Source organism: Curtobacterium sp. 9128, assembly GCF_007673775.1.
In the GTDB taxonomy this organism is placed as follows: domain Bacteria; phylum Actinomycetota; class Actinomycetes; order Actinomycetales; family Microbacteriaceae; genus Curtobacterium.
In genome coordinates, this window is sequence record NZ_VEAF01000008.1 from 1 (window position 1) to 22,979 (window position 22,979).

General features: G+C 72.1%; 22 protein-coding genes. 6 read left to right on the forward strand and 16 right to left on the reverse strand.

What is annotated here, in order from left to right; all coding sequences use genetic code 11:
• The 6 genes from FS641_RS16055 to serS form a co-directional block, all read right to left on the reverse strand.
• A partial coding sequence (locus FS641_RS16055; RefSeq protein WP_395879718.1) for a hypothetical protein occupies window positions 1–1,665 on the reverse strand: 1,665 nt, incomplete at its 3' end.
• A gap of 152 nt (window positions 1,666–1,817) precedes the next feature.
• Window positions 1,818–3,224 (reverse strand): NAD(P)/FAD-dependent oxidoreductase, encoded by a 1,407-nt coding sequence (locus tag FS641_RS16060; protein ID WP_144765657.1) that lies wholly within the window; start codon window positions 3,222–3,224, stop codon window positions 1,818–1,820.
• Window positions 3,225–3,226: 2 nt separating this feature from the next.
• On the reverse strand, window positions 3,227–4,552 hold the full coding sequence (locus FS641_RS16065; protein WP_260855881.1) for an HTTM domain-containing protein: 1,326 nt from the start codon (window positions 4,550–4,552) through the stop codon (window positions 3,227–3,229).
• Window positions 4,553–4,554: 2 nt separating this feature from the next.
• Window positions 4,555–5,337, reverse strand: coding sequence for a DUF5819 family protein (locus FS641_RS16070; protein ID WP_144765659.1), 783 nt, complete (start codon window positions 5,335–5,337; stop codon window positions 4,555–4,557).
• A 210-nt stretch (window positions 5,338–5,547) separates the two neighbouring features.
• Window positions 5,548–6,414 carry an HAD family hydrolase gene (locus tag FS641_RS16075; RefSeq protein ID WP_144765661.1) on the reverse strand — a complete coding sequence of 289 codons (867 nt, stop codon included), beginning with the start codon at window positions 6,412–6,414 and terminating at the stop codon, window positions 5,548–5,550.
• Complete coding sequence (serS, locus tag FS641_RS16080) at window positions 6,411–7,679, reverse strand: serine--tRNA ligase (RefSeq protein ID WP_144765663.1); 1,269 nt, start codon at window positions 7,677–7,679, stop codon at window positions 6,411–6,413. Before serS ends, FS641_RS16075 begins: the two co-directional genes overlap by 4 nt.
• A gap of 102 nt (window positions 7,680–7,781) precedes the next feature.
• Here serS and FS641_RS16085 point away from each other — a divergent pair, with 102 nt between their 5' ends.
• On the forward strand, window positions 7,782–8,867 hold the full coding sequence (locus FS641_RS16085) for a diacylglycerol kinase family protein (RefSeq protein ID WP_144765666.1): 1,086 nt from the start codon (window positions 7,782–7,784) through the stop codon (window positions 8,865–8,867).
• A 294-nt stretch (window positions 8,868–9,161) separates the two neighbouring features.
• Here FS641_RS16085 and pheA read toward each other — a convergent pair whose 3' ends face one another.
• From pheA to FS641_RS16105, 4 genes are all read right to left on the reverse strand, one after another.
• Window positions 9,162–10,115 (reverse strand): prephenate dehydratase, encoded by a 954-nt coding sequence (gene pheA, locus FS641_RS16090; RefSeq protein ID WP_144765668.1) that lies wholly within the window; start codon window positions 10,113–10,115, stop codon window positions 9,162–9,164.
• A gap of 145 nt (window positions 10,116–10,260) precedes the next feature.
• Window positions 10,261–10,806, reverse strand: a complete 546-nt coding sequence (locus FS641_RS16095) for a MarR family winged helix-turn-helix transcriptional regulator (RefSeq protein ID WP_144765670.1) — start codon at window positions 10,804–10,806, stop codon at window positions 10,261–10,263.
• A gap of 9 nt (window positions 10,807–10,815) precedes the next feature.
• Window positions 10,816–11,268: a hypothetical protein gene (locus FS641_RS16100; protein WP_144765672.1), complete on the reverse strand. Its 453-nt coding sequence runs from the start codon at window positions 11,266–11,268 to the stop codon at window positions 10,816–10,818.
• Window positions 11,265–12,707, reverse strand: a complete 1,443-nt coding sequence (locus FS641_RS16105; protein WP_260855882.1) for a molybdopterin-dependent oxidoreductase — start codon at window positions 12,705–12,707, stop codon at window positions 11,265–11,267. The genes FS641_RS16100 and FS641_RS16105 overlap by 4 nt, the downstream gene beginning before the upstream one ends.
• Between FS641_RS16105 and FS641_RS16110 the strand changes: the two genes are divergently transcribed.
• The 3 genes from FS641_RS16110 (at window position 12,615) to FS641_RS16120 (ending at window position 15,407) form a co-directional block, all read left to right on the forward strand.
• Window positions 12,615–14,054 carry a glycosyltransferase family 87 protein gene (locus tag FS641_RS16110; protein ID WP_144765674.1) on the forward strand — a complete coding sequence of 480 codons (1,440 nt, stop codon included), beginning with the start codon at window positions 12,615–12,617 and terminating at the stop codon, window positions 14,052–14,054. The genes FS641_RS16105 and FS641_RS16110 overlap by 93 nt on opposite strands.
• An 80-nt stretch (window positions 14,055–14,134) precedes the next feature.
• The gene (gene moaA, locus FS641_RS16115; RefSeq protein ID WP_395879789.1) at window positions 14,135–15,166 is read left to right on the forward strand and encodes a GTP 3',8-cyclase MoaA; all 1,032 of its coding nucleotides are present in this window, start codon (window positions 14,135–14,137) and stop codon (window positions 15,164–15,166) included.
• A gap of 1 nt (window position 15,167) precedes the next feature.
• Window positions 15,168–15,407: a MoaD/ThiS family protein gene (locus FS641_RS16120; protein WP_144765676.1), complete on the forward strand. Its 240-nt coding sequence runs from the start codon at window positions 15,168–15,170 to the stop codon at window positions 15,405–15,407.
• Window positions 15,408–15,410: 3 nt separating this feature from the next.
• Here FS641_RS16120 and FS641_RS16125 read toward each other — a convergent pair whose 3' ends face one another.
• Genes FS641_RS16125 through FS641_RS16145 form a run of 5 tightly spaced genes read right to left on the reverse strand, consistent with a single transcriptional unit; the run spans window position 15,411 to window position 19,616 of the window.
• On the reverse strand, window positions 15,411–16,439 hold the full coding sequence (locus tag FS641_RS16125) for an ABC transporter ATP-binding protein (RefSeq protein ID WP_144765678.1): 1,029 nt from the start codon (window positions 16,437–16,439) through the stop codon (window positions 15,411–15,413).
• Window positions 16,436–17,236, reverse strand: a complete 801-nt coding sequence (locus tag FS641_RS16130) for an ABC transporter permease (protein WP_260855884.1) — start codon at window positions 17,234–17,236, stop codon at window positions 16,436–16,438. The genes FS641_RS16125 and FS641_RS16130 overlap by 4 nt, the downstream gene beginning before the upstream one ends.
• A gap of 37 nt (window positions 17,237–17,273) precedes the next feature.
• Window positions 17,274–18,077: a molybdate ABC transporter substrate-binding protein gene (gene modA / locus FS641_RS16135; protein WP_144765680.1), complete on the reverse strand. Its 804-nt coding sequence runs from the start codon at window positions 18,075–18,077 to the stop codon at window positions 17,274–17,276.
• A gap of 56 nt (window positions 18,078–18,133) precedes the next feature.
• Window positions 18,134–19,222 carry a ThiF family adenylyltransferase gene (locus tag FS641_RS16140; protein ID WP_144765682.1) on the reverse strand — a complete coding sequence of 363 codons (1,089 nt, stop codon included), beginning with the start codon at window positions 19,220–19,222 and terminating at the stop codon, window positions 18,134–18,136.
• Entirely contained in the window at window positions 19,209–19,616 is a 408-nt protein-coding gene (locus FS641_RS16145) for a molybdopterin-binding protein (RefSeq protein WP_144765684.1), read from the reverse strand. Before FS641_RS16145 ends, FS641_RS16140 begins: the two co-directional genes overlap by 14 nt.
• Before the next feature lie 128 nt (window positions 19,617–19,744).
• Between FS641_RS16145 and FS641_RS16150 the strand changes: the two genes are divergently transcribed.
• On the forward strand, window positions 19,745–21,418 hold the full coding sequence (locus FS641_RS16150; protein WP_144765686.1) for a glycosyltransferase family 39 protein: 1,674 nt from the start codon (window positions 19,745–19,747) through the stop codon (window positions 21,416–21,418).
• A gap of 53 nt (window positions 21,419–21,471) precedes the next feature.
• The gene (locus FS641_RS16155) at window positions 21,472–21,987 is read left to right on the forward strand and encodes a GNAT family N-acetyltransferase (protein WP_144765688.1); all 516 of its coding nucleotides are present in this window, start codon (window positions 21,472–21,474) and stop codon (window positions 21,985–21,987) included.
• Between the two features lie 58 nt (window positions 21,988–22,045).
• Here FS641_RS16155 and FS641_RS16160 read toward each other — a convergent pair whose 3' ends face one another.
• Window positions 22,046–22,978 carry a 4-(cytidine 5'-diphospho)-2-C-methyl-D-erythritol kinase gene (locus tag FS641_RS16160; protein WP_144765690.1) on the reverse strand — a complete coding sequence of 311 codons (933 nt, stop codon included), beginning with the start codon at window positions 22,976–22,978 and terminating at the stop codon, window positions 22,046–22,048.
• Between the last annotated feature and the right edge of the window lies 1 nt (window position 22,979).

A 22,979-nucleotide genomic window follows, 5' to 3' on the forward strand; every position in this document is an offset into this window, starting at 1 on the left:
GTTCGAGTCCGGGGTACCGTCCTCGCCACCCTCCGGGCTGCCGTCCACGTTCGAGTCCGGCGTGCCATCCACGTTCGAGTCCGGCGTCCCGTCGACGTTCGAGTCCGGCGTGCCGTCCACGTTCGAATCCGGGGTACCGTCCTGGCCACCCTCCGGGCTGCCGTCCTGGTTGCCCTCCGGCGTACCCTCCTGGTCGCCCTCCGGCGTCCCGTCCTGGTTGCCGTCGACATCAGCCGCGGCCTCCGAGGATGCGTCTGCCGACGACGACGCGATCGAGGCGCCCTGGGACGCCGCAGCCGGGTTCGTGGTGCCCACGATCGAACCAGCACCGTTCGTCGTCGTCGAGTTGTCGGCCTTCGCCGCGGCCTTCGCTGCAGCCTTCGAGGAGCTGCCCGGGTTAGAGTCGGCGTCCTTGGTGACGTCCGAGGACGCCGTCGTCAGCTGGTTGCCCGCGATCTGTGCGGCAGCCTTCGCCGTGACGTCAGCCGCGGCGGATGCTGCAGAGGTGCCGTCGTCGTTCGCAGCAGCCTTTGCGGCGGCGACTGCCGCCGGGTTGTTGTTCCCGTCAGCGTCCGCCGATGCCGACGCCGACGCCGACGCGTTCCGGTTGCCGTTCGCTTCGGTGGATGCGTCCTTGGAGGAATCGGCGATGGCCGCGGCCTTCGACGCCGAGTTCGGCGAAGCGTTCGCCGCGACGCTCGCCGCGCCCTGCGTGTTCGCGCTGTTGTCGCCGTTCGTCGCCCCCTTCGACGCCACCGATCCGGCAGCACTCGGGTCCGACGACACGTTCTGTGCAGCGTCTGCCGCGGCCGTGGTCACCTGGTTCCCAGCGGTCTTCGCCGCCGAGTTGCCGAAGCGGTCTGCTGCGGCATCCGCAACCGACGTCGCGTCGTCGTTTGCCGCTGCCTGCGCAGCGGCGACCGCAGCGGGGTTGTTGTTCCCGTCCGCGCGGCCGGAGGCAGCAGCTGACGCCGAGGCGTTCTTGTTCCCGGAGCTCGGGGGAACGACGACGTTTCCGCCCGTTCCCACGGTTGCAACACTGTTGCCGTTCGCCAAAGGAGCGCGACTCTTGAGGTAGGTGGCCTTGTACGGCAGGTTCGGAGCGCTGTCGGACACGTCATCGGCGCGGAACTTCATTGACCCCTCCTCGAGGGTCCATCGGTAACCGAAGTTGACAGCCGGATCCGCGGTTGCATCGCACGATCCGATGTGCGCGTGGTCGTTGATCTTGATCCAGACGGTCGGTCCCGCCTGCTGGAAGATGATCTGGCCCCCGAGACAGGTGTTGTCCATGCCGACGGGCTTGATGTTGGCCGTTTTGCCGGGCTTGGGCATCGTGTAGACGACACCCTTCGCGGCGGCGGCCTGTGCGTAGGTGGCGTAGTAGTCCAGCGGCGGAGCGTGGTACTCCGATTCCGCGCCGGTTCCGTTCAAGCGGTAGAACCCCGGCCGGTCGCCCGCCTGGATGACGACCGGCCCCTCCATCGTGTCCGTGGAGGTGGGAGTGAAGTACCGGTTGAGGCTGTTCGGCAGTCCGGCGATGCCGTCACTGCCGTCGGCCTGAGCGGACGAGTAGACGCCGAACGCGGCACCCGATGCCGCGATCGCACCGATCGCCGACGCTGCGACGACCTTGCGAGTGGCAGAGCGCTTGTGCTTGCTCATGTGATCGTTCTTTCTGTAGTGGAGCGCCGTCGCCGACGGCTCCTGGTTGATCCCTGCACACGCGCATCACGTGCAGGGGTCCCCGACCGGCTCACATGGGGGATGTTCCGGTCGAGCCCGGCCCGGGCGATGGCACCCGGGCCGGAAGTCGTTCATGCGATGTCGAGCGCCCGTTCTGCCGCGTTGACACCGCTCATGCCGTGGACCCCGGGCCCTGGTGGCGTCGCCGCCGAGCAGAGGTAGACCCCGGGCACCCCGGTTCGGTACGGGTTCGGCCCGAACGTGGGCCGCGCGATGAGCTGCCGGAAGGTGTTGGCACCGGTGTTGATGTCCCCACCGACGAAGTTCGAGTTCGCCGCCGCGAGGCCCATCGCACTGGTGACCCGGGTGGAGACGATGCGGTCGCGGAAGCCGGGCGCGAACCGCTCGATCTGGCTGACGATGCGGTGCTCGGCCTCGACCGTGGATCCGTACGGCACGTGCGCGTACGACCACACCGGATTGAGGCCGCCGACGGACCGCGAGGGGTCTGCCTTCCACTGCTGGCCGACGAGCGTGAACGGCGCCCGCGCCGACTTCCGCGACACGACCCGCGCTTCCGCCTCGGCGACCTCTGCCGCGCTGCCCCCGAGGTGGACGACGCCGGCCTCCTGACACTCGGACGCGGTCCACGGGATCTCGCCGTCGATCGCGAAGTCCACCTTGTAGGCGGCGGGGCCGTGCGCGAACTCGGTGAAGGCGCGGCGTGCACGCTCAGGGATCCGGTGGTGCAGGATCTCGACGGCTGCACTCGGCGCGACGTCGAGGAGCACCACGTCGGCGTCCTCGACCTGCCGGATGTCCGTGACGGTGCACCCCGTCTCGACCCGTCCGCCGAGCGATTCGAGTTCGGCCTCGAGCGCGTCGGCCAGGACCTGCGCCCCACCTTCGACGACGGGCCATCCGACCGCGTGTCCCGCCGCCGTGAGCATGACACCGATGGCGGAGGAGAAGGTGGTGTCGAGTCGCCCGAAGGCGTGCGCGGCGATCCCCGCGAAGAGTGCTCGGTGCCGTTCCTCGCGGAACGACCCGGCGAGCCGGAGCGCCGGCTGCGCGGCGAGGGCGCCGAACCGGGCCATCAGACCGGGGTGCCGCGGCATCCGGGCGAGGGGCCGCAGGGTGTCCGCCGTCAGGTCGTCGAACCGGTCCACGAACGGCTCGAACAGGTTGCGCCAGGTGGACCCGTCGAGTCCCATGCCGCCGGCGGTCTCGAGGATGTCCCGTCGCAGGACGCCGGCACTGCCGTCGTCGAGTGGGTGCGCGAGTGCCGCGGGGGCCTCCACCCACCGCACGCCTCGCCGCTCCAGCTCGAGCGAGCGGAGGAACGGCGACGCGGCGGCGAGCGGCATGAAGGACGCGCCGAGGTCGTGGATCAGGCCGGGTTCGGTCAGCTCCGCGGAGCCGACCGCTCCCCCGACCCGCCAGTGCGACTCGAGCACGGTGACGGATGCGCCGGCCTGCGCGAGCCGGATCGCACCGGCGAGCCCGTTGGGCCCGCTGCCGACGACGATCGCTCGCACGCTCAGGCGTCCACGGCGTCGCGCTGCGCCGCCGACTTCTCAGCAGCCAGCCGGGAGGCTCGGGTGTCGTCCGCCACGGAGGCCGCGGTCGGGTCGATGGGCACACTCGTGAAGGAGGGCACGTCGGCGGTGACCGGCGAGGCGGGGGCGCTGTGGGCCTCCAGTCCGACCGGCTGGGGTGCCGGACGGCGACCCACCCACGCGTTGTCCACGGGCTCCGCCGCGACGGCGGCTGCGGTCTCGCGGCGCTCGGCGAGCGGGATCAGGTCCGGGCGACGTCCGGCGTTCCGCCATGCCCGCCCCAGTCCGCGACCCATCGCGCGCCAGGTGTGGTCGCGGACGAAGATCGCGTCGACGGCGATCATCGCCATGGAGAAGAACGGCAGGCCCATCAGGACACCGATGCCGAGGTGGAACGACATGATGCCGATGAGGACGACGATCCGGGTGATGCGGTTCAGCAGCATCGGCAGGAACATCATCTGCAGGATGATCGTGCCCCACGAGAACGCGGCGACCATCGGGCCCCAGGCGGTGATGAGCTTGGCGATCTCCGGCCAGGTGGAGAACCGGTCGACCATGAGCGGGCCGTACACCGCGGTGCCGGCGCCCCACGTGCCACCCTGCGCCTTGTAGAGCGCACCGGACATGTACACGAAGCCGACGTGCATGGTCGTGACGACGATGGCCATGTTGTGGAACATCGCGCTGTACGGACGGACCATCCGGCTGCGCTGATCGAAACGGCGGAGGCTGTCGTGCGACTTCGCGTGCCGACGGGCGTCGAGCGAGAGGCGGGCCGACGTGTCCGCGAAGAGCATGTAGATCATGACCATGCGCAGGAGGTTGTCGCTCTGGTCGCTGAGCAGGTCGTTCATCTCGATGAACGAGACGTAGAACACCAGGTACACGGGCAGGACGAACTTGGTCCGCCAGCCGATCGCCACCAGGAACGCGACGACGAACAGGCCGATGTAGCTCAGCGTGAAGCCGACGTCGTTCGGGCCGACGAAGTTGAACCAACCGAACAGCCAGATCTTCGGGAAGTCGCTCCCCGGGTAGAGGTGCTGTCCCGTCCAGGCAGAGCCGGCGCCGTAGGCGTAGAGGCGCGTCGACCAGTTCGCGGCGAGGATGCCCATCCCCATCACACCGATCAGGATGCGGAAGACGGCGAGGCCGTACAGTGCGCGCTTCTTGCCGAGGAGCCAGTCCTCGGAGAACCCGGCACCGCGCCGGAGCAGGGTGAGGGCGCCGGCGCGACCCGCGCAGACGAGGTCCTTGAGCATGCGGCCGAGACGGGTGGCCTCGGTGGTGAAGGTGGTGCTCATGGTCACTTCTCCTCTGCGAGCTTCTTGAAGGTGTCGGCGAAGTCCTCGTGGGACTGCCCGGGCATCACGAAGGCGCCGCGCCAGCCCGTCGGGGACCACTGCTCCGGTTCCTCCTTCGCGTCGGGGTTGTTCCGCTGGTCGAAGGGCACCGCGTTCTGGCGGGAGACGGCGAAGCGGATGGTGGTGACGTCCTCGCCCCACATGGTCTTGGCGACCTGGGTGGCGTAGGCGCTCGTGTAGGCGTGCTGGGTGATGAACGAGCCGGCGTTCGTCCTGGCCGTCGCGTCGTCGCCCGAGGCCTTGTAGAGGGCGGTCTCGAAGCGGGACTTCCAGTCGGCGCCGGTGTAGTAGTTCGCCTGGACGACTTCCTGCTGCTGCTCGGTGAGCTTGTTGTAGGCGTCGCGGTACTTGCTGGCCTGCTCGTTGGCGAGGCCGGCGGCACGCGGCGGGAGCAGGTTGTGGCGGGACAGCTTGAGCTCAGCCTCGGTGGCGTCGATCCACTCGCTGTTCTGCTGCTTGCCGTCGACGGTCTCGACCGCCCGGACGTAGAAGTGGTAGTTGCCGTTGATGGGGTCCGGGGCGAACACCGACCAGCTCTGCCCGAAGAACGGGATCTGCCAGCTGGTCAGGAAGTTGCCGGGGACGAGGGAGCGCATGGCCGCGGAGTAGGGGGCGATCCACAGCAGCTGGGCGAAGATGTGCCAGGCCGCGATGAGCGACACGACGACGAGGACGACGCGCACGATCGGGCGACGCTTCGTGAGACGGGAGGACGGGGACGACATGGGGCCTCTCTGATCGATTCGGGGTTCGAGAGAGTGGCGCCGTGACTCGGCCCGGTGACTCTCAGGCTGAAATATAACAATACTGAGTGTCACACGCAAGATGCGGTATCGCGAGGGCCGAACGCGGGAACGCAGAAACGCCGAAGGGCACCGCGGTTGCGGTGCCCTTCGGCGTTCGTGTCGTTCAGTGGGGCGTCAGCGCGCCCGAGGTCAGCGCGGGAGGCTGTCCAGCGCCGCTGCGAGTCCGTCGTCCGAGACGCTGCCGGTGATCTCGTTCGCGGCGTCGACCACGTCGTCCGGAGCCTGCCCCATCGCGACGCCGCGGCCCGACGTCGAGGCCCAACGGAGCATGTCGATGTCGTTCCGCCCGTCACCGGCGGCGAAGACCCGGGAGCGCGGGACGTCGAGCCACTCGCGCACACGCTCCATCGCGGTGGCCTTCGTCACACCCTCGGGAGCGATGTCGAGCCATGCGGTCCAGCCGACGGTGTACGAGACCTTGTGCAGACCCATCCGGTCGACGATCGCGAGGAACTCCTCGAGCCCGTGCTCCGGCGAGATGACCACGACGCGGGTCGCCTGGACGCCGAGGAGCTGCTCGAAGGCCACCTTCTCGCCCGAGCGGGTCATCGCGTCGTCGGGGAACTCCCCGTTGAGCAGGTAGCGCCCGTCGGGTGACTCCACGCCGTAGGCGGCGTTCGAGAGTGCCCCGCGGATGGTCTGCAGGACGTCCGTCGGGTCGAAGGTCTCGACGTGGACGCGCACGTAGCCGTCGTTCGCGTGCGGGGCGCTCGACCGCCGCAGGGTCACGGCGCCGTTCGCGCACACGAGGTACTCCGGTTCGATGCCGAGTCGCTGCAGCACCGGCACGGTCATGCCCTCGCTGCGGCCGGTGGAGAGCATCACGAGGTGCCCGGCAGCCGCGGCGTCCCGGATGGCCTGCACGGTGGTGTCCGTGACGACCCCGTCCTCGCGCATCACCGTGCCGTCGATGTCGAGGGCGACGAGCCACCGCTTCACACGGGTCTCGGCGCCGACGGACGAACCGTGCCGGTGACCGCCGGAGACGCTGCTCATCGGGGTTCGATCACCTCGACGCCGCCGAGGTACGGCCGGAGCACCTCCGGCACCACCACGGAGCCGTCCTCCTGCTGGTGCGTCTCGAGGATCGCGACGAGCCAGCGGGTGGTGGCGAGGGTGCCGTTCAGCGTGGCGACCGGCGCGGTCTTCCCGCTCTCGGTGCGGTAGCGGGTGTCGAGGCGGCGCGCCTGGAACGTCGTGCAGTTCGAGGTCGAGGTGAGCTCGCGGAACGTGTCCTGCGTCGGGACCCATGCCTCGAGGTCGTACTTGCGCGCAGCGCTCGTGCCGAGGTCGCCGGCAGCGGTTTCGATCACGCGGTAGTGCAGCCCGAGGTCCTGGAGCATCGACTCCTGGTACGCCATGAGCTTCTGGTGCTCGGCGTCCGCCTGGTCCGGGTGGACGTAGGAGAACATCTCGAGCTTGTTGAACTGGTGTACCCGGAGGATGCCCCGGTTGTCCTTGCCCGCCGAACCGGCCTCGCGCCGGTAGCAGGTCGACCACCCGGCGTAGCGGAGGGCCGGGTCCGCAGGCTCGAACGCGAGGATCTCGTCCGCGTGGTACCCGGCGAGGGCGACCTCGCTGGTACCGGTCAGGTAAAGGTCGTCGGCCTCGAGCCGGTAGACCTCTGTCGCGTGTTCACCGAGGTATCCCGTTCCACCCATCACCTCCGGACGCACGAGCGTCGGCGTGATGAGCGGAGTGAAGCCGTGCTGGACCGCCCGGTCGAGGCCGAGCGACATGAGGGCGATCTCGAGCCGGGCGCCGAGGCCCTTGAGGAAGTAGAAGCGCGAGCCGGAGACCTTGACGCCGCGGGGGATGTCGATGATGTCGAGCAGTTCGCCGAGGTCGGCATGGTCGCGCGGTGCGAAGTCGAACGAGGGCTTGGTGCCGACGGTCTTGATGGTGACGAAGTCGTCCTCGCCGCCCTCGGGGACGCCGGGGAGCACGACGTTGGGGATCGAGCGGACGACCCGGGTGAAGGTCTCCTCGGCCGCGGTGACGGCGGCCTGGGCCTCCTTCACGCCGGCGGCGAGCGCCTGGGCCTGCTGCACGAGCGCGGCCTTCTCGTCCTTCGGGGCCTTCGCGACGGTCTTGCCGAAGGCGTTCTGCTCGGCACGGAGGGCCTCGAACGACGAGATCGCGCTCCGCCTGGCGGCGTCCGCGGCGACCGCCTCGTCGACGACGTCGACGGAGGCGCCGCGCGCAGCCTGTGAGGCCTTGATGACATCGGGATCGTCGCGCAGCAGCTGTGGGTCAATCACCGCTTCATCCTAGCCAGAGCCGGACTGGAGGCTCGTGGCGGCGCCGCCACGAGCCTCCTGTCCGGCCGCGCGCTCCCCAGCCCCCGCCGGTACGTTCGATGCATGTCATCGCCCTCGGAGACCGCGCCCGCGCAGTCGGACGCCCCCGCCACCGAGCACCGCACCGCCGCCGTGGTCTACAACCCCGTCAAGGTGGACCTGCCGACCCTCAAGCAGACGGTCGAGCGGTACCAGCGCGAAGCGGGGTGGAACGAGACGCTGTGGTTCGAGACCTCCGAGGAGGACCCGGGTGGCGGCATGGCCCGCGAGGCGGTCGAGGCCGGCGTGGACGTCGTCGCCGCGGCCGGCGGGGACGGCACCGTGCGCGCGGTGGCCGAGGTCGTGTGGGAGTCCGACGCGGCGCTCGCGCTGCTGCCGAGCGGTACGGGCAACCTGCTCGCCCGGAACATCCCGGCGCCGATCGACGACCTCGACGCGAGCATCCACACCATCTTCCGTGGCGAGGACCGTTCCATCGACATCGGGACGCTCGGTGTCGAGCGGCCGGACGGTTCCCGTGAGCAGTTCGCGTTCCTGGTGATGGCCGGCCTCGGGCTGGACGCGCGGATGCTCGCGAACACGAACCCGGAGCTCAAGAAGAAGGTCGGGTGGCTCGCATACGTGGACTCGTTGGTCCGTTCGCTGCGGGACGCCGATGCGTTCGAGTTCCGGTACCGGCTGGACGACGAGGGCAACCGGTCGGTGCGGGCGCACTCGCTCATCGTCGGCAACTGCGGCATGCTGCAGGCCGGCGCGACACTGCTGCCCGACGCCGAGATCGACGACGGCGTCTTCGACGTGGTGGTCATGCGTCCGCGGGGCTTCTTCGGCTGGGTCCGGATCGCGGCGCGGATGCTCTGGGAGAACGCGATCCTGCGGTCCTTCCGCCGGTCGGCGCTCGGGAAGACCGCGATCGGTGAGCGCATCACGACCCGGGCGCGCGAGGAGCGGCCGTTGCGGTACCTCCGTGGTGAGGAGTTCACCGCACGGTTGGAGCAGCCGGACGAGTTCGAGATCGACGGCGACCCGGTGGGCAAGGTGATCGCGTTCAAGGCGACGATCCAGGCGGGAGGGCTGCGCGTCCGCGTCGCCGGGCCGCGCGACCAGACACGCCAGACGCGCCAGGTGCGGGCGGCGACGCGGCGCTGACGGGGGCGCGCTGGGCGGGGGCGGCGTTGACGTGGGGGCGCTGACGGGAGGGGCGGACTCCGCACGGTGCGCGGTTCGCCCGTCCGCACGGTGCGCGCTTCCCCAGCCCGTGCGCGCTTGGTAGCTCGGTGCGCCGCTAGGACCCCGCACCGGGCGGTCAACGCCGCACCACCGGGCAAGTGCGCACCGCACACCGGTCCGTCAACTCCGCACCACCGGCAAGGGCGCACCGTGCGCACCGCATCCCGTGCGCACAAGCGCGCACGGTGCGGGAAGCGCCGCGCTGTCCGGCGCCTACGCCTCCGGCTCGCCGGAGACGATCGCGCGGAGCCAGTCGCGTGCCTCGACGAACGCCTCGTCCGAGTAGCGCAGCGGCACGTCGGACTCCTGTCGATCGGCACGCGGGTACGACCCCAGGAACGTCACGCGCGGGCTGAACCGACGCAGCCCGAGCAGCGCGTCGGCCACGCGTTCGTCCGCCACGTGCCCGTCGAGGTCGATGACGAACCGGTAGCGCCCGAGCTCGTCGCCGATCGGCCGCGAGGACAGCAGCCCCATGTTGATGCCCCTGGTCGCGAACTGCTCGAGCATGTCCACGAGGGCACCGGGGTGGTCGGCGGGCAGCTCGACGATCACGCTGGTCTTGTCCGATCCGGTCCGCTCCGGGATCCGCAGCGTCCTCGACACGAGGACGAACCGGGTCACCGCGCTCGTGTTGTCCCCGATCGACTCGGCGAGCACGGCGAGGTCGTGGTGGTCGGTGATCCCGGGCGGGGCGACGGCGGCGTCGGCGGTCGGGTGTTCGTCGAGCAGTGCGACGGCGGCGGCGACGTTCGAGGACGCCGGGATGTGCCCGTGCCCGGGGACGTTCGTCTCGAGCCAGCGGTGGGTCTGGGCGTACGCGACCGGGTGGGCGTTCACGGTCCGGACGTCGGCGAGCGCGGTGCCGTGCCGGGCCACGAGCACGAAGTCGACGGGGACGAGGTACTCCCCCACGATCCGCACGCCGGGGATCCGGGCGAGGGCGTCCTGCGTGGCGCTGACTCCACCGTCGACGCTGTTCTCGATCGCGATCACCGCGCCGACCGAACGGCCAGACATCACGTCGTCGAGCGCCTCGCCGACGTTGTTGACGCTCCGCCAGGGCTTGCCGGCCGCTGCCTCGACGAGTTTGAGCGCGGCCTCGGTGAAGGTGCCGGCCGGTCCGAGGTAGCTGTACGTCTCGCTCGTGGTGTCCGGCTGGCTCATGCCGCCGAGCCTATTGCACCGCGCGACGGCCCTACGGGCGAGGCAGGAGCGCAGTGCAGTCGAGCGCAGCGCAGCCGAACGCAGCGCAACCGAACGCGACGCAACCGAACGCAGCGCGGCCGCGCGCAGCGCAGCCGCGACCGGCTCAGTCCAGCGCGGCGCCCGTCAGCCGGGCCTCGCAGATCGCGGCGTCGTCCTCGTCACGCGGGTACGTCACCGCCGCGAAGCGCCCCTCGGGGTCGAGGGTGGTGAGCATCGACTTCGCGATGGCGTCGAGCTGCGCGACCTGCTCCGCGGTGAGGGCGTCGATCACGAACTTCCGTGCCGTCCGGACGTGGTCCGGGGCGGCGTCGACGATCGCGGCGTACCCGGCCTCGGTGAGCCGGACGTCCGTCGCTCGCCGGTCGTCGACCGACGGGCAGCGCGCGACGAGTCCGCGCTTCTCGAGCCGGGACACCACGTGCGACAGCCGCGGGAGCGAGGCGTTCGTCGCCGATGCCAGGGCCGACATCCGGAGCGTCCGTCCCTCGGTCTCGGACAGCATCGCGATGACCATGTAGTCGAAGTGCGTCAGGTCGGCGTCCCGCTGCAGCTGGTGGTCGAGCGCCGCGGGCAGGAGCTCCATGACGGCGACGAGCTTCATCCAGGCACGCAGCTGTTCGCGCGTCAGCCACGGGGTCTCGTCGGTCATGCACCCATCCTACGAAATGGTTGTCGTTTCAACCACCCTGGATCTGCGGCGCGCGGTCAGCCACCCCACGGCGAGCGCCGCGACGACGACGACGAGCAGCGCACCTTCGACGACGAGCAACCGCGTCGTGTAGTCGAACGGCACGACCGTGGGGTTCTTCGCCCCGTGGTGCTTCGCCGCGATCTCCGGCAGGACGACGAGCGCCAGGACGCAGCCGAGCACGACCGCCGCCTGCACGACGACGAGCACCCAGACGCGGAGCGCCCGTCCGGCCCGCCGCAGCCCGAGGCCGACGAGCACGACGAACGGCGACAGGATCGCGTCGTGCAGGATCACCGCTGCCAGGAGCCAGGTCGCCAGACCGCCGATCCGGGCCGGGCTGACGGTCGTGACGAGGACGACCGCCCCGAATGCGATCACCAGGACCCCGAGCGTGACGAGCACGGTGCGAGCGGCCCTCACGAGCGCACCTCGATCTTCTCGATCCACTTGGTCTGCAGCACGCCTGGCCGCCCGGGCGCGATGATGCGTGCGGGGAACCCGTGGTCCAGGTCGAGCGTGGCGCCGTTCACCTCGAGCGCGACGAGCGTCGTCGGGTCCGAGGCGTACTCGGGACCCATGTCCATGATCCGGTAGCCGCCGTGCCGCTCGAGGCTGGTCACCCGCACGTGCGAGGCCGGTTCCGCCTGCACCGCGGCGAGCAGGTCTCGCATGCGCACGCCCTTCCAGGTCGCCATCTGACTCCACCCCTCGACGCAGCTGATCGGCAGCGCTTCCTCGGCCATCCCGAGCGCCACGAGTTCCGCGCGCGAGAACGTCCTGGTGACGGCGGGCCCGACGACGGTGAGCGTCCAGTCCGCCGCCGTCGCGGTCGCCAGCACGCCGGCGGCACGGGCGGTCCGGTTGACGGGGAGACCGTCGGGACCGATGTGCCGCTTCCGCGGGGCGAAGACGTTGAACGGCTCGGCGAGCGTCGAGGACTGTCCGGCGGTCAGCACGACGACACCAGCGGTCGCGGCCGCGATCCCGGCGAAGAAGCCGCGTCGCGCGATCCGCTCCCGACGACCGGCCGCAGCGGACGACGGCGCCGCCGCTGGCTCGGCGTCTGCCGCGACGGCCGGACGGGAGGCCCGGCTCGCCGCCGTCCCGTCGGCCCACCGCATCACGCGGCCGGTGATCCCCCGCGGGTACGCCGCCGTGGCGTCGTACGCGGGCAGCTCGCTCCCGACCGTCTCGTCACGGACGAACCGCCCGTCGGCGTCGTAGGAGTCCCGCTTCCGCCAGTACCGGGCGATGACCCGGAGCTTGGCGCCGATGTGGATCGCGAGGGAGCCGATGATGACGTACGCCAGCGCGTAGTGCACCTGCCGGAACGGGAACGGCCACGGGTACCACTGGAACGTGTTCACGAGACCGGTCCCGACCTGGACGACGCTCGCCGCGACGAAGACCGCGATCGACGCCCGCTCCAGCAGGTGCAGCACGTTCCGCACCGGCGGGTCCTGCGCCAGGGCGGGCATCACGGTGTTGAGCTTCGCCAGGAGCAGCGGGATGATCGCGATGCCCGCGGTGATGTGCAGCCCCTGGGTGAACTGGTAGAGCCGGACCGGCCGGGTCGGGAAGTGCATCCACGGCAGCGGGTCCTGGAGCAGGTGGCTGTAGACGCCGGTGCCGAAGCAGATCAGGAACGCGATCCCGAGCAACCGGCCGACGACCACGGCCGACCGGGCGTTGCGGTTCGGGGAGGCCATCGCCGCCCTGGCGTCGTGGAGTCCGTGCCGGACGAACATCGGTAGCCTCGACGCACCATGCGTCTGCGTCCCGGCACCCTGCTCCCGACCGTGCTCGCCGTCGTCGGCGTCCTCGCCCTGGCGGGTGTCGTCGCCTTCGGCGTCACGCATCTGGGGTTCCTCCGGTCGGGTCATCGATCACCATTCGTTGCGTGGACCCTGATCGCTTGGGTGGTGTTCGGGATCGCCGTGCTCGCGCTCCGCTTCGTCCCGGCGCGACTGGTGCCCATCATCGTCCTCGGCGGCGCCGTGGTGGTGGGACTCGCCGCACTCGTCGGCGAGCCGAACACGAGCACCGACTCCGCCCGGTACGCCTGGGACGGCATCGTCCAGCACGCCGGCGTCTCACCGTACGCGCACACGCCGCAGTCGACGGCACTGTCCGGTCTGCGCCCGGACTGGTTGTTCCCGGACAAGGTGAACGGCACGTGCGAGAACCTGCTCCCCCGTTACCGCGGCCTGGGCGACGGCGCGGACGGGCACTGCACCGCGATCAACCGGCCCGACGTGCCGACGATCTACCCGCCGATGGCCGAGCTGTGGTTCGCTCTCGTCCGGTTCGCCGTCCCGGCGACCGTCATGTACCTGCCGTTCCAGATCGCCGGCCTCGTCGTCTCGCTCGGTGTGACGGTCGGCCTCGTCGTCGTCCTCCGGCGTATCGGCCGCCCGCTCTGGTGGGCGGCGATCTGGGCCTGGTGCCCGCTCGTGGCCTCCGAGGCCGTCACGAACTCGCACGTCGACGTCGTCGGGGCGGCCCTCGCCACCGCCGGCGCCGTGCTCGTCGCCTTCGGTCGGCCGGTGTGGGGCGGGATCATGCTCGGCGCGGCGACGTGCACGAAGCTCATCCCGGCGCTCGTCTACCCGGCGCTCCTCGGTCGCTGGCGGAACTGGTGGGCCGTGCCCGTCGGCGTCGTCGTGTTCGGGCTCCTCTACGTCCCCTACGTCGCCTCGACGGGTGCGAAGGTGCTCGGCTACCTGCCCGGCTACCTGACCGAGGAGGGCTACGAGGACGGGTCCCGGTTCGCCCTGGTCTCGCTCGTGGTGCAGGGCGACGCCGGCACGCTGATCGTCGGCCTGGCGGTCCTCGTCGGGGCCGTGCTGGCCTGGCGGCTGTCCGACCCGTCCCGGCCGTGGTCCGGCGAGGTCCTGATGATCGGCGTCACGTTCCTCGCCGTCACCCCCCGCTACCCCTGGTACGCGCTGCTCCTCGTGCCGTTCGTGGTGCTCTCCGGCCGGTGGGAGTGGATGTCGATCGCGCTCGCCATCGGCCTGCGCGGGGTGTGGCCGTCGGTGGACGCCTACCGCTGGTGGCTCGCCGCCGCGGTCCTCGTCATCGTGGTGGTGACCCTCGTCCGTACCGACCGGGCCGACTGGCTCCGCTGGCGTCACCGCCTGCTGCACGGGCACGGAGCGCGTGACGAGCCCCGCCAGGAACCCGCCGTATCATCGCCGGTATGACGGCCCGCATGCTCCCGTCGACCGGCACCGTCCCGTCGACCGGCACTGTCCCGTCGACCGGTCTGCTGCGGCGCGTCCGCGTGCCTTCCCCGGCGCTCCCCGACCGTCCGGACGACCCGGGACTCGTCGACCGCTTCGGCCGACGGGCGATCGACCTGCGGGTCTCCCTGACCGAGCGCTGCAACCTCCGCTGCACCTACTGCATGCCGGAGGAGGGCCTGCCGGTCATCCCGAACGACGCACTGATGACCGCCGACGAGATCGAACGCCTGGTCCGCCTCGGCGCCGAGCACCTCGGCGTGCGGAAGGTCCGCTTCACCGGCGGTGAGCCGCTCCTCCGCCGCGACCTCGCCGACGTCGTCGCCCGGACCGCGGCACTCGGTGTCGAGGTCTCCCTGACCACGAACGCGATCGGGCTGGCCGCTCGCGCGGCGGACCTCCGCGCCGCGGGGCTGGACCGCATCAACGTGTCCCTCGACACGGTCGACCCCGACGTGTTCGCCACGGTGACGCGCCGCCCCTTCCTCGACCGCGTGCTCGACGGCATCGCCGCCGCGGCCGACGCGGGCCTCGGCGTGAAGGTGAACGCCGTCCTGCTGCGCGGGGTGAACGACCACCTCGCGCCGGAGCTCCTGACGTGGTGCCTCGAGCGCGGACACGAGCTCCGCTTCATCGAGCAGATGCCGCTCGACCCCGGGCACGCGTGGGACGGCGACGCCATGGTCACCGCCGCCGAGACGCGCGCGATCCTCGCCGAGCACGTCACCCTCACCCCGCACGACGCACCGCGCGACGGCGCCCCGGCCGAGCGCTTCCGCGTCACCGACAGCGCGACGGGTCGTGCGCTCGGGACGGTCGGCATCATCGCGAGCGTCACGGAGTCCTTCTGCGGCGACTGCACCCGCACTCGGCTCACCGCCGAGGGCCACGTGCGCAGCTGCCTGTTCTCCGACGACGAGTCCGACCTGCTCGGCCCGATGCGCGCCGGGGCCCCGGACGCAACCGTGCTCGAGCTGTGGCGCCGGGCGATGTGGGCGAAGCCGCGTGACCACGGCGACGACGCCGACGGCATGGTGCACCCGTCCCGCGGCATGAGCGCGATCGGGGGCTGAGGTGACGACCATCCGGTTCTTCGCCGCGGCGCGGGCAGCCGTCGGCCTCGACGAGACGCACACCGACGCGACGACGCTGGACGTCGCCCTCAGCACGGTGACGGCGACGGACGCCGACCGGTGGGCGGCCCTGCAGGAGCGCTGCTCGTACCTGGTCGACGGGGTCAGCACCCGCGACCGCTCGACACCGCTCGCGGGCGTGGAGCTGGTGGACGTGATGCCGCCGTTCGCCGGCGGCTGAGCCCTACGACCGCGTGGGCGGGTAGACGTCCACCTCGTCGGGCGGCACCGTCACGTGCACCCGGTCGCCGGTCCGGAGCGCGAGCTCGGCCGCGACCGCGACGGTGACGTCGGCCACGAGGTCCTCGGTCCGGACCCGGACCAGTCCGTCCCGCGGCTCGAGCGCGACCACGCGACGCCCCGGGCCGGATCCGTCCCGGCCGACGACGGCGGCCGTCGGGTGGTGAGCGGCGAGGGCTCGCTGGCCGGGAGGCACGGTGTGGGTCCGCGACGGCAGCTCGCCGCCGCCGTCGAGCGCGATCCCCCGACCGGTCGCCGTGCCGGCGAGGAGCGCCAGACCGGAGAACGCGGCACCGAAGGCGCTGGTCGGGCGGCCGAGGACCTCGGCGGTGCTGCCCGACTCGACGACCCGTCCGCCGTCGACGACGACCACGCGGGTCGCGAGGGTGACGACCTCGATCGGGTCGTGCGTCACGAGCACGGTCGGCCGTCCGGCGATCGCGGTGGCCAGCGCGGCCCGGACGTCGTCCCGTGCCTCGACGTCGAGCGCGGAGGTCGGTTCGTCGAGCAGCAGCACCGCGGGGTCCGCGGCGAGCGCGCGGGCGATCGCGACGCGTTGCGCCTGCCCGCCGGACAGCGTCGCGGGGTGACGGTCGGCCAGGGCGACCGCGTCGACGCGTGCCAGGGCCCTGTCGGTGGCGAGCCGTGCCTCCCGTCCGCGCATGCCGGCCGCCCGCGGGCCGTAGCCGACGTTGCCGGCGACCGTCAGGTTCGGGAAGAGGTCGCCTCGCTGGGCGACCAGGCCGACGCGTCGGCGGTGCGGCGGGACCCGGCGACGTCCGTCGTCGACCGTGGTGTCGCCGATGCGCACGGAGCCGGCGTCGACGGCGAGGAGTCCGGCGACGGCCTCGACGACCGAGGACTTGCCGGCGCCGTTCGGGCCGACGAGGGCGACGCAGTCGTCCGGGCCGACCTCGACCGCGACGTCGACGTCCCGGTCGGTCAGGACGACGTGCGCGTGCAGGCCGGTCACGGTGCGGCCGTCCTGGCGCCGGTGCGGACCGATGTCAGCCCGATCACGGCCACGGCGACCACCACGAGCACCAGGGCGAGCGCGACCGCGGTGTCGGGGTCCACCTCGCGCTGCAGGTAGATCTCGAGCGGCAGTGTCCTGGTGACCCCCTGCAGGCTGCCGGCGAACGTCAGCGTGGCCCCGAACTCACCGAGTGCCCGCGCGAAGCAGAGCACCAGTCCCGAGGCGATCCCGGGCAGGGCCCGCGGCACCGTCACCGTGCAGAGCACGCGCGTCGGTCCGGCGCCGAGCGTCGCGGCGACGCGCTCGAGTCGGTCGCCGCCGGTCCGGAGCGAGCCCTCGATCGCGGACACCAGGAACGGCATCGCGACGAACGTCTGCGCCATCACGACCGCCGTGGTGGTGAAGGCGATGCGGACGCCGTGGTCTGCGAGGAACCCGCCGACCGGGCCGAGCCGTCCGAACGCCGCGAGGAGGGCGAGACCGCCGACCACGGGCGGCAGCACGAGCGGCAGCAGGACGACCGCGCGGGCGACCCCGACCCAGCGGGAGCGCACCCGCGAGAACACGACGGCGAGCGGGAAGCCGACGACGAACGCGATGCCCGTCGCGGCGGCGGCGGTGCCGACGCTGAGGGCGAGCGCGGTGAGCGAGGCGGGCGCGGTCACCAGGGCGACGAACGAGGACCAGTCGACGCGGCCGACCATCGCGAGCACCGGGACGACCACGAAGAGTCCGCCGACGACCGCCGGGACGGGCAACCACCACGGGGCGACCGTCCGGACGTGCCGCGTCACGGTGCGCTCCTGGGTGCGACGCTCGCCGGTGTGCGGCTCACGGTGCGCCGAAGCCCGCCGCCCGCAGGACCCGCTCGCCGTCGGTCGAGCGGACGTACGCGCTGAACGCCCTCGCGAGCGCGGCGTTCGACGAGCCCTCGACCACGCCGATCGGGTACGTGTTGACGGCGCGCTTCGAGGCGTCGAAGGCGACCCCGTCGACCTTGCCGCCGGCACCGGCGACGTCGGTGACGTAGACGAGCCCGGCGTCGGCCTGCCCCGACTCGACCTTGCCGAGCACGTCGGTCACGGACTGCTCCTCGCTGACCGGGTGCAGGGTGACGCCGGACGCCCGCTCCACCGCCGCCGTCGCGGCACCGCACGGCACGGGCGCCGCGCAGGTGACGACCTGCAGCCCGGGCGCGGTGAGGTCCCGGAGGTCGTGGACCTGCTTCGGGTTGCCCGGCGCGACGGCGATCTCGAGCACGTTGGTGGCGAACGCGGGGCTGCCCCCGCTGATCAGGTGGGCCGAGGTGAGCTTCGTCATGTTCGGCTCGTCGGCGCTCGCGAAGACGTCCGCCGGCGCACCGTTCTGGATCTGGGTGACGAGGTCGCTCGAGCCGGCGAAGGAGAACCTGATCGTGGTGCCGGGGTGGGCGTGCTCGTAGTCGGCGCCGAGCTGCGTGAACGTCTTCTGCAGGGAGGCGGCGGCGAAGACCGTGATCGAGCCGGTCGGTCCGGCGCTGGCGCTCGGGGTCGCCGTGCTGTCGGCGGAGTCGGCGCTGCCGGTGCTGCACCCGGCGAGGCCGGCGGTCAGGGCAACGGCGGCCATGACCGCCGCGGTGGTGGTCGTGCGGCGCATCGGGGCTCCTCGGTCGGTCGATCCGCTCCCGCGGTCGTCTGGTCCGCTCCTGCGGATCAGTCGTCCGAGTGTAGCCGCAGATGCGCCTGCTCGATGGGCAGGCCCTCCCGCTCCCAGGCCTGCATGCCGCCGTCGAGGACCACCGTCGGACGGGGTGTCGTCGCGGCCCACGCGATCGCGCGGGGTCCTCGTGCGCACACCACGACCACGGGCGTGGTGTCGTCGGGGAGGTCCTCCGGAGCGACGGCCCCGGGGACGACCCCTGCCCGGCGCTCCTCCGGCGTCCGGACGTCGACGACCACGACGGCGTCCGCGGGGTCGGCCACCCGCGCGGCGAGTGCCGCCGGTGCGATGCGGCCCGCGGTGTCCGGCACCGCCGCAGGGTCCGGTCGGCGGGACGCCGGCCCGCGCCGCAGCGGGCTCTCCGTCCAGCGCCACCGACGGGCGTCCACGCTGAGGACGCGACCGAGCAGCGGCTCCCCGAGGCCGGCCACGAGGGCGGTGACCTGTGCCGCCATCACCGAGCCCACGGCACCGCAGAGCGCCGGCAGGACCCCGTCGACCGCACACGATCCCTCGTCCGGGCGCACCTCGGGGTGCAGGTCGTGGAAGTCCACCACGCGGTCGTCGAACACCGCGACCTGTCCGTCGTAGCCGAGCACCGTGCCCCAGACGAACGGCACACGGCGCTCGGCACACGCGTCCGAGACGGCCCGGGTGACGACGACCGAGTCCGCCGCGTCGACGACGACGTCGTGTCCGGCGACGAGATCCGGGCGGAATGCGCCCACGACCGCCACGACTTCACACTCCGGGTCGACGGCGCGGGCCCGGGCAGCGGCGACCTCGGCCTTCGCGGCACCGATGTCCGCGGTGCCGAAGAGGGTCTGTCGGGCGAGGTTCGAGGCGTCCACCACGTCGGGGTCGACGATCGTCAGCCGCGCGATGCCGCTCCCCGCCAGGTAGGCGACCACGGGGGCACCGAGGCCACCGGCGCCGACGACGAGCACGCGGGCCGCGGCGAGCCGACCGAGTGTGGCCTCGCCGCCGGCGTCGAGCGCGGCGGTCCGGGAACCGAGCCGGCGTCGACCTGGCGAGACGGGCGACACGGGTGCAGGAGCGTCCGTCGGGTCAGTCGTCGACATCGGGCGTCTCCACCGTCACCATCGTCGCCTTCACCGAGGCCACCGCCACCGAACCGACCTCGAGCCCCAGGTCGCGGACGGCCTCGGCGCTCATCAGGGAGACCACACGGTGTGGGCCGCACTGCAGCTCCACCTGGGCCATCACGGTGTCGACGACGAGGTCCGTGACGATGCCGACGAAGCGGTTCCGCGCCGAGCTCCTGGTCGAGCCCGCCGGGTCGGGGAGCGTCGCGCCCTGCCCCTTCGCGTGCGTGGCGAGTTCGCGGCCGTCCACGACCGCACGGCCGCCGTCGTCGACGAAGCGGGTGAAGGTCCCGTTCTCGACGAGTCGGCGCACCGTGTCGTCGCTCACGCCGAGGTACCGGGCGGCATCCCTGATCCGCAGACGACTCATCCCCGCATGCTAGCCGCCGGAGCGCTCCCGGCCCTTCCTGTGAGAGCTCCCACACCGCATCTGAAATCCACAGCCGGAAGGCGCGGTTCTCGGGGTCTCGTCCAGGGGACGACGCTACCGTCGAGGCCGTGAGTTCCCCCCGCACCGGCAGCATCCGGGTACCAGGTCCGATCGGGACCCCCGTCGGGACACCCGCGGTCCGGACCCGGCTGCGCGGTGCCGCGGGCGTCGTCGGCCTGTCGGTCGTCCGCACCCCCGAGCTGACCATCGGTGCGGTCGGGACACTGACCGCGGCCGCGTTCGCGTGGGTGCCGTCGCTCTGGTACGACGAGGGCGCGACCGTCACGAGCGCCCAGCGCTCCTGGCCGCAGCTCTGGGCGGAGCTGCACACCGTCGACGCCGTGCACGGCCTGTACTACGCGCTCATGCACCTCTGGTTCTGGCTCGTCGGCTACACCCCGTTCACGCTCCGCTTCCCGAGCGCCCTGGCCATCGGTGTCGCGGCCGGGCTCGTGGTGGCCCTCGGCCGGCGACTCGGTGGTCGTCGGCTCGGCATCGTCGCCGGACTCGTCTTCATCGCGCTCCCCCGCGTGCAGTGGGCAGGCAGCGAGGGACGACCGTACGCGACGGTCACCGCACTCTCGGTCTGCCTCACGCTGGTCGGCCTCACCGCGGTCCGGCGCACCCGCACCGGTGGCAGGCACGCCGTGCAGTGGTGGGTCGCGTACGGGGCACTCGCTGCCCTCGCGGTGACCTTCAACGTCTACCTCGCGCTCGCCGTCGTCGCCCACGCGGTCGTCCTGGCCTGGACCGTCTGGGTCCGACGGGCCGACCAGCGTCGTACGGCGCTCAGCACGCGTGGGGTCGGGTCGACGGCTCCCATGGTGTCGCGGACCGCCCTCGTCCGCTGGGCGATCGCCGCGGTCGCTGCGGCCGTCGTGGTCTCCCCCGTCGTGCTCGAGGTCGCGTCGCAGTCCCGGCAGGTCGCATGGATCTCCGGCATCACCTCACGCACGGCGGCGCAGGTGTTCGCCACGGCGTGGTTCGGCGGCCTGAACTGGTACGCCACGATCGCCTGGCTGCTGATCGCCGTCGGCGTGGTCGTCGCGCTCGTCCGGGTGCGCCGGGGCTCTCCCACCGTCCGCGACCTGTCCCGTGCACAAGCAGTCCGCGTCGCGCTCCCCCTCGCGCTCGTGCCCACCGGGCTCCTCGTCGGCGCGACGGCGCTCGGTGAACACCTGTACTCCCCGAAGTACGCGAGCCTCAGCCTGCCCTTCGTCGCGCTCCTCATCGCCGTCGCGCTCACCCTGCTTCGGCCGAAGGTGCTGCTCGCCGCCGCCGTCGCCGCGGTCATGGTGCTCTCCGTCCCCTCGGCGTTCGACGTCAAGACGCCGCAGGCGAAGCAGGACTCGACGTGGGCGAACGCCGCATCGATCATCGCCAGCGTCCGGGACGCCCACCCGGACGCCGACGAGGGCGTCGTGTTCGGCAGCGTGTACCGGCACCCGACGACCACCGCGGACATCATCCGGATCTCCTACCCCTGGGCGTTCACCGGGATGACCGACCTCGCGGTCGAGCAGAACGGCGCGGAGTCGGGCGTGCTCTGGAACCAGAACGGCGACCTCGCCACGACGATCCCCGCGCGGCTCGGCGACATCGACACCGTGTGGTTCGTCGGCGGACCGTCCCGGAACACGGAGCCGGAGGTCGCCTCCGTCCTCGGCGAGCACGGGTTCACCGCGGCGCAGCACTGGCGCACCGGCAAGGTGCTGCTGACGGAGTACGTCCGCGCCTCCTGACCGCGGAGCGCGACGTCCCCACCGGGTGACCGGCGGTGTGGGATGCTGCGGGGATGCGCCACGACGTCCGCCCGATCGTCCCGTCCGACGCGGAGCGGCTCGCCGACCTGCTCGTGCAGAACCGGGACTACCTGGCCCCCTGGGACCCGGTCCGACCGGAGAGCTTCTTCACCACCGACGGGCAGCGCGCGGAGATCCTCGCGTGCATCCGACGCCGGGAACGCGGGCAGATGCTGCCGCTCGTGATCACCACCGACGACGTCGTGGTGGGTCGGCTCAACGTCAACTCGATCGTGCAGGGCGCGTTCCAGTCGGGGACGCTCGGGTACTGGGTGTCGGAGGACGCCGCGGGGCACGGTGCCGCCACCGCCGCCGTGGGGCGCACGGTCCGTCTCGCCTTCGACCAGCTCAGACTGCACCGTGTCGAGGCGGGGACGCTGCCGCACAACGAGCGGTCGCAGCGGGTGCTCGAGAAGAACGGGTTCGAGCGGTACGGCTACGCGCCGCGGTACCTCAGGATCGCCGGTCGGTGGCAGGACCACGTCCTGTTCCAGCGCCTGGCGGACTGACCGCAGACGCATCGACGTCGCACCACCCGGGCACTGACCCCGGCGCCTCGGCGTCGGCTCAGTGCACCACCCGGGCACCGTGGACGGGACCGTTCGCGCGGACCGCGACCATGCCGACGGCGCTCAGCGCGACCTGGACCTCGAGCGCGGTGTCGGTGTCGGCGACCAGGAAGGCCACCGTCGGGCCGCTGCCGGACACGATGCCCGCGAGCGCGCCGGACTTCTCCCCGAGCTCGAGCGTCTTCGCGAGCGCCGGCTGCAGGCGCATCGCCGGGGCCTGCAGGTCGTTGTGCAGGCAGTCGGCCAGCAGGTCTGGGTCGCCGGCGCGCAGGGCCTGCAGCACGTTCGCGTCGACCACGGGCGTCGAGGGTGCCGGGGCGATGTCGGCCCGGTAGCGCTCACGGTGCTCGTCGAGCGCGCGGTAGACGGCCGGCGTGGAGAGCCCGTCGTCGCTGAGCCCGAGGACCCAGTGGAAGTCACCCTTCGCCAACGCCGGACTGAGCTCGTCGCCCCGGCCGGTACCGACCGCGGTGCCGCCGGCGAACGCGAACGGCACGTCCGCACCGAGCTCCGCCGCGAGCCGCAGCAGTTCGTCGCGGCCGAGCGCCGTGCCCCACAGGGTGTCGACGGCGAGGAGCGTCGCAGCCGCGTCCGCGGACCCGCCGCCCATGCCGCCGGCGACCGGGACGCGCTTCTCGATCGTCAGACGGGCACCGCCTCGGTATCCGGCCGCCTCGGCGACGAGCCGCGCCGCGCGCACCGCCAGGTTCGAGTCGTCCACCGGTACCGCGCTGGTGTCGATCGGGCCAGTGAAGGTCACCGAGACGTCGTCAGCGTGCTCGGCGACGACGTCCTCGAACAGCGACACCGCCTGGTACGCCGTGGCGACGTCGTGGTAGCCGTCGTCCTGCAGCGCACCGACCGACAGGAACACGTTGATCTTGCCGGGAGCGCGCGTCCGCACGCGGGTCGGTGCGGCCAGCGAGGTCATG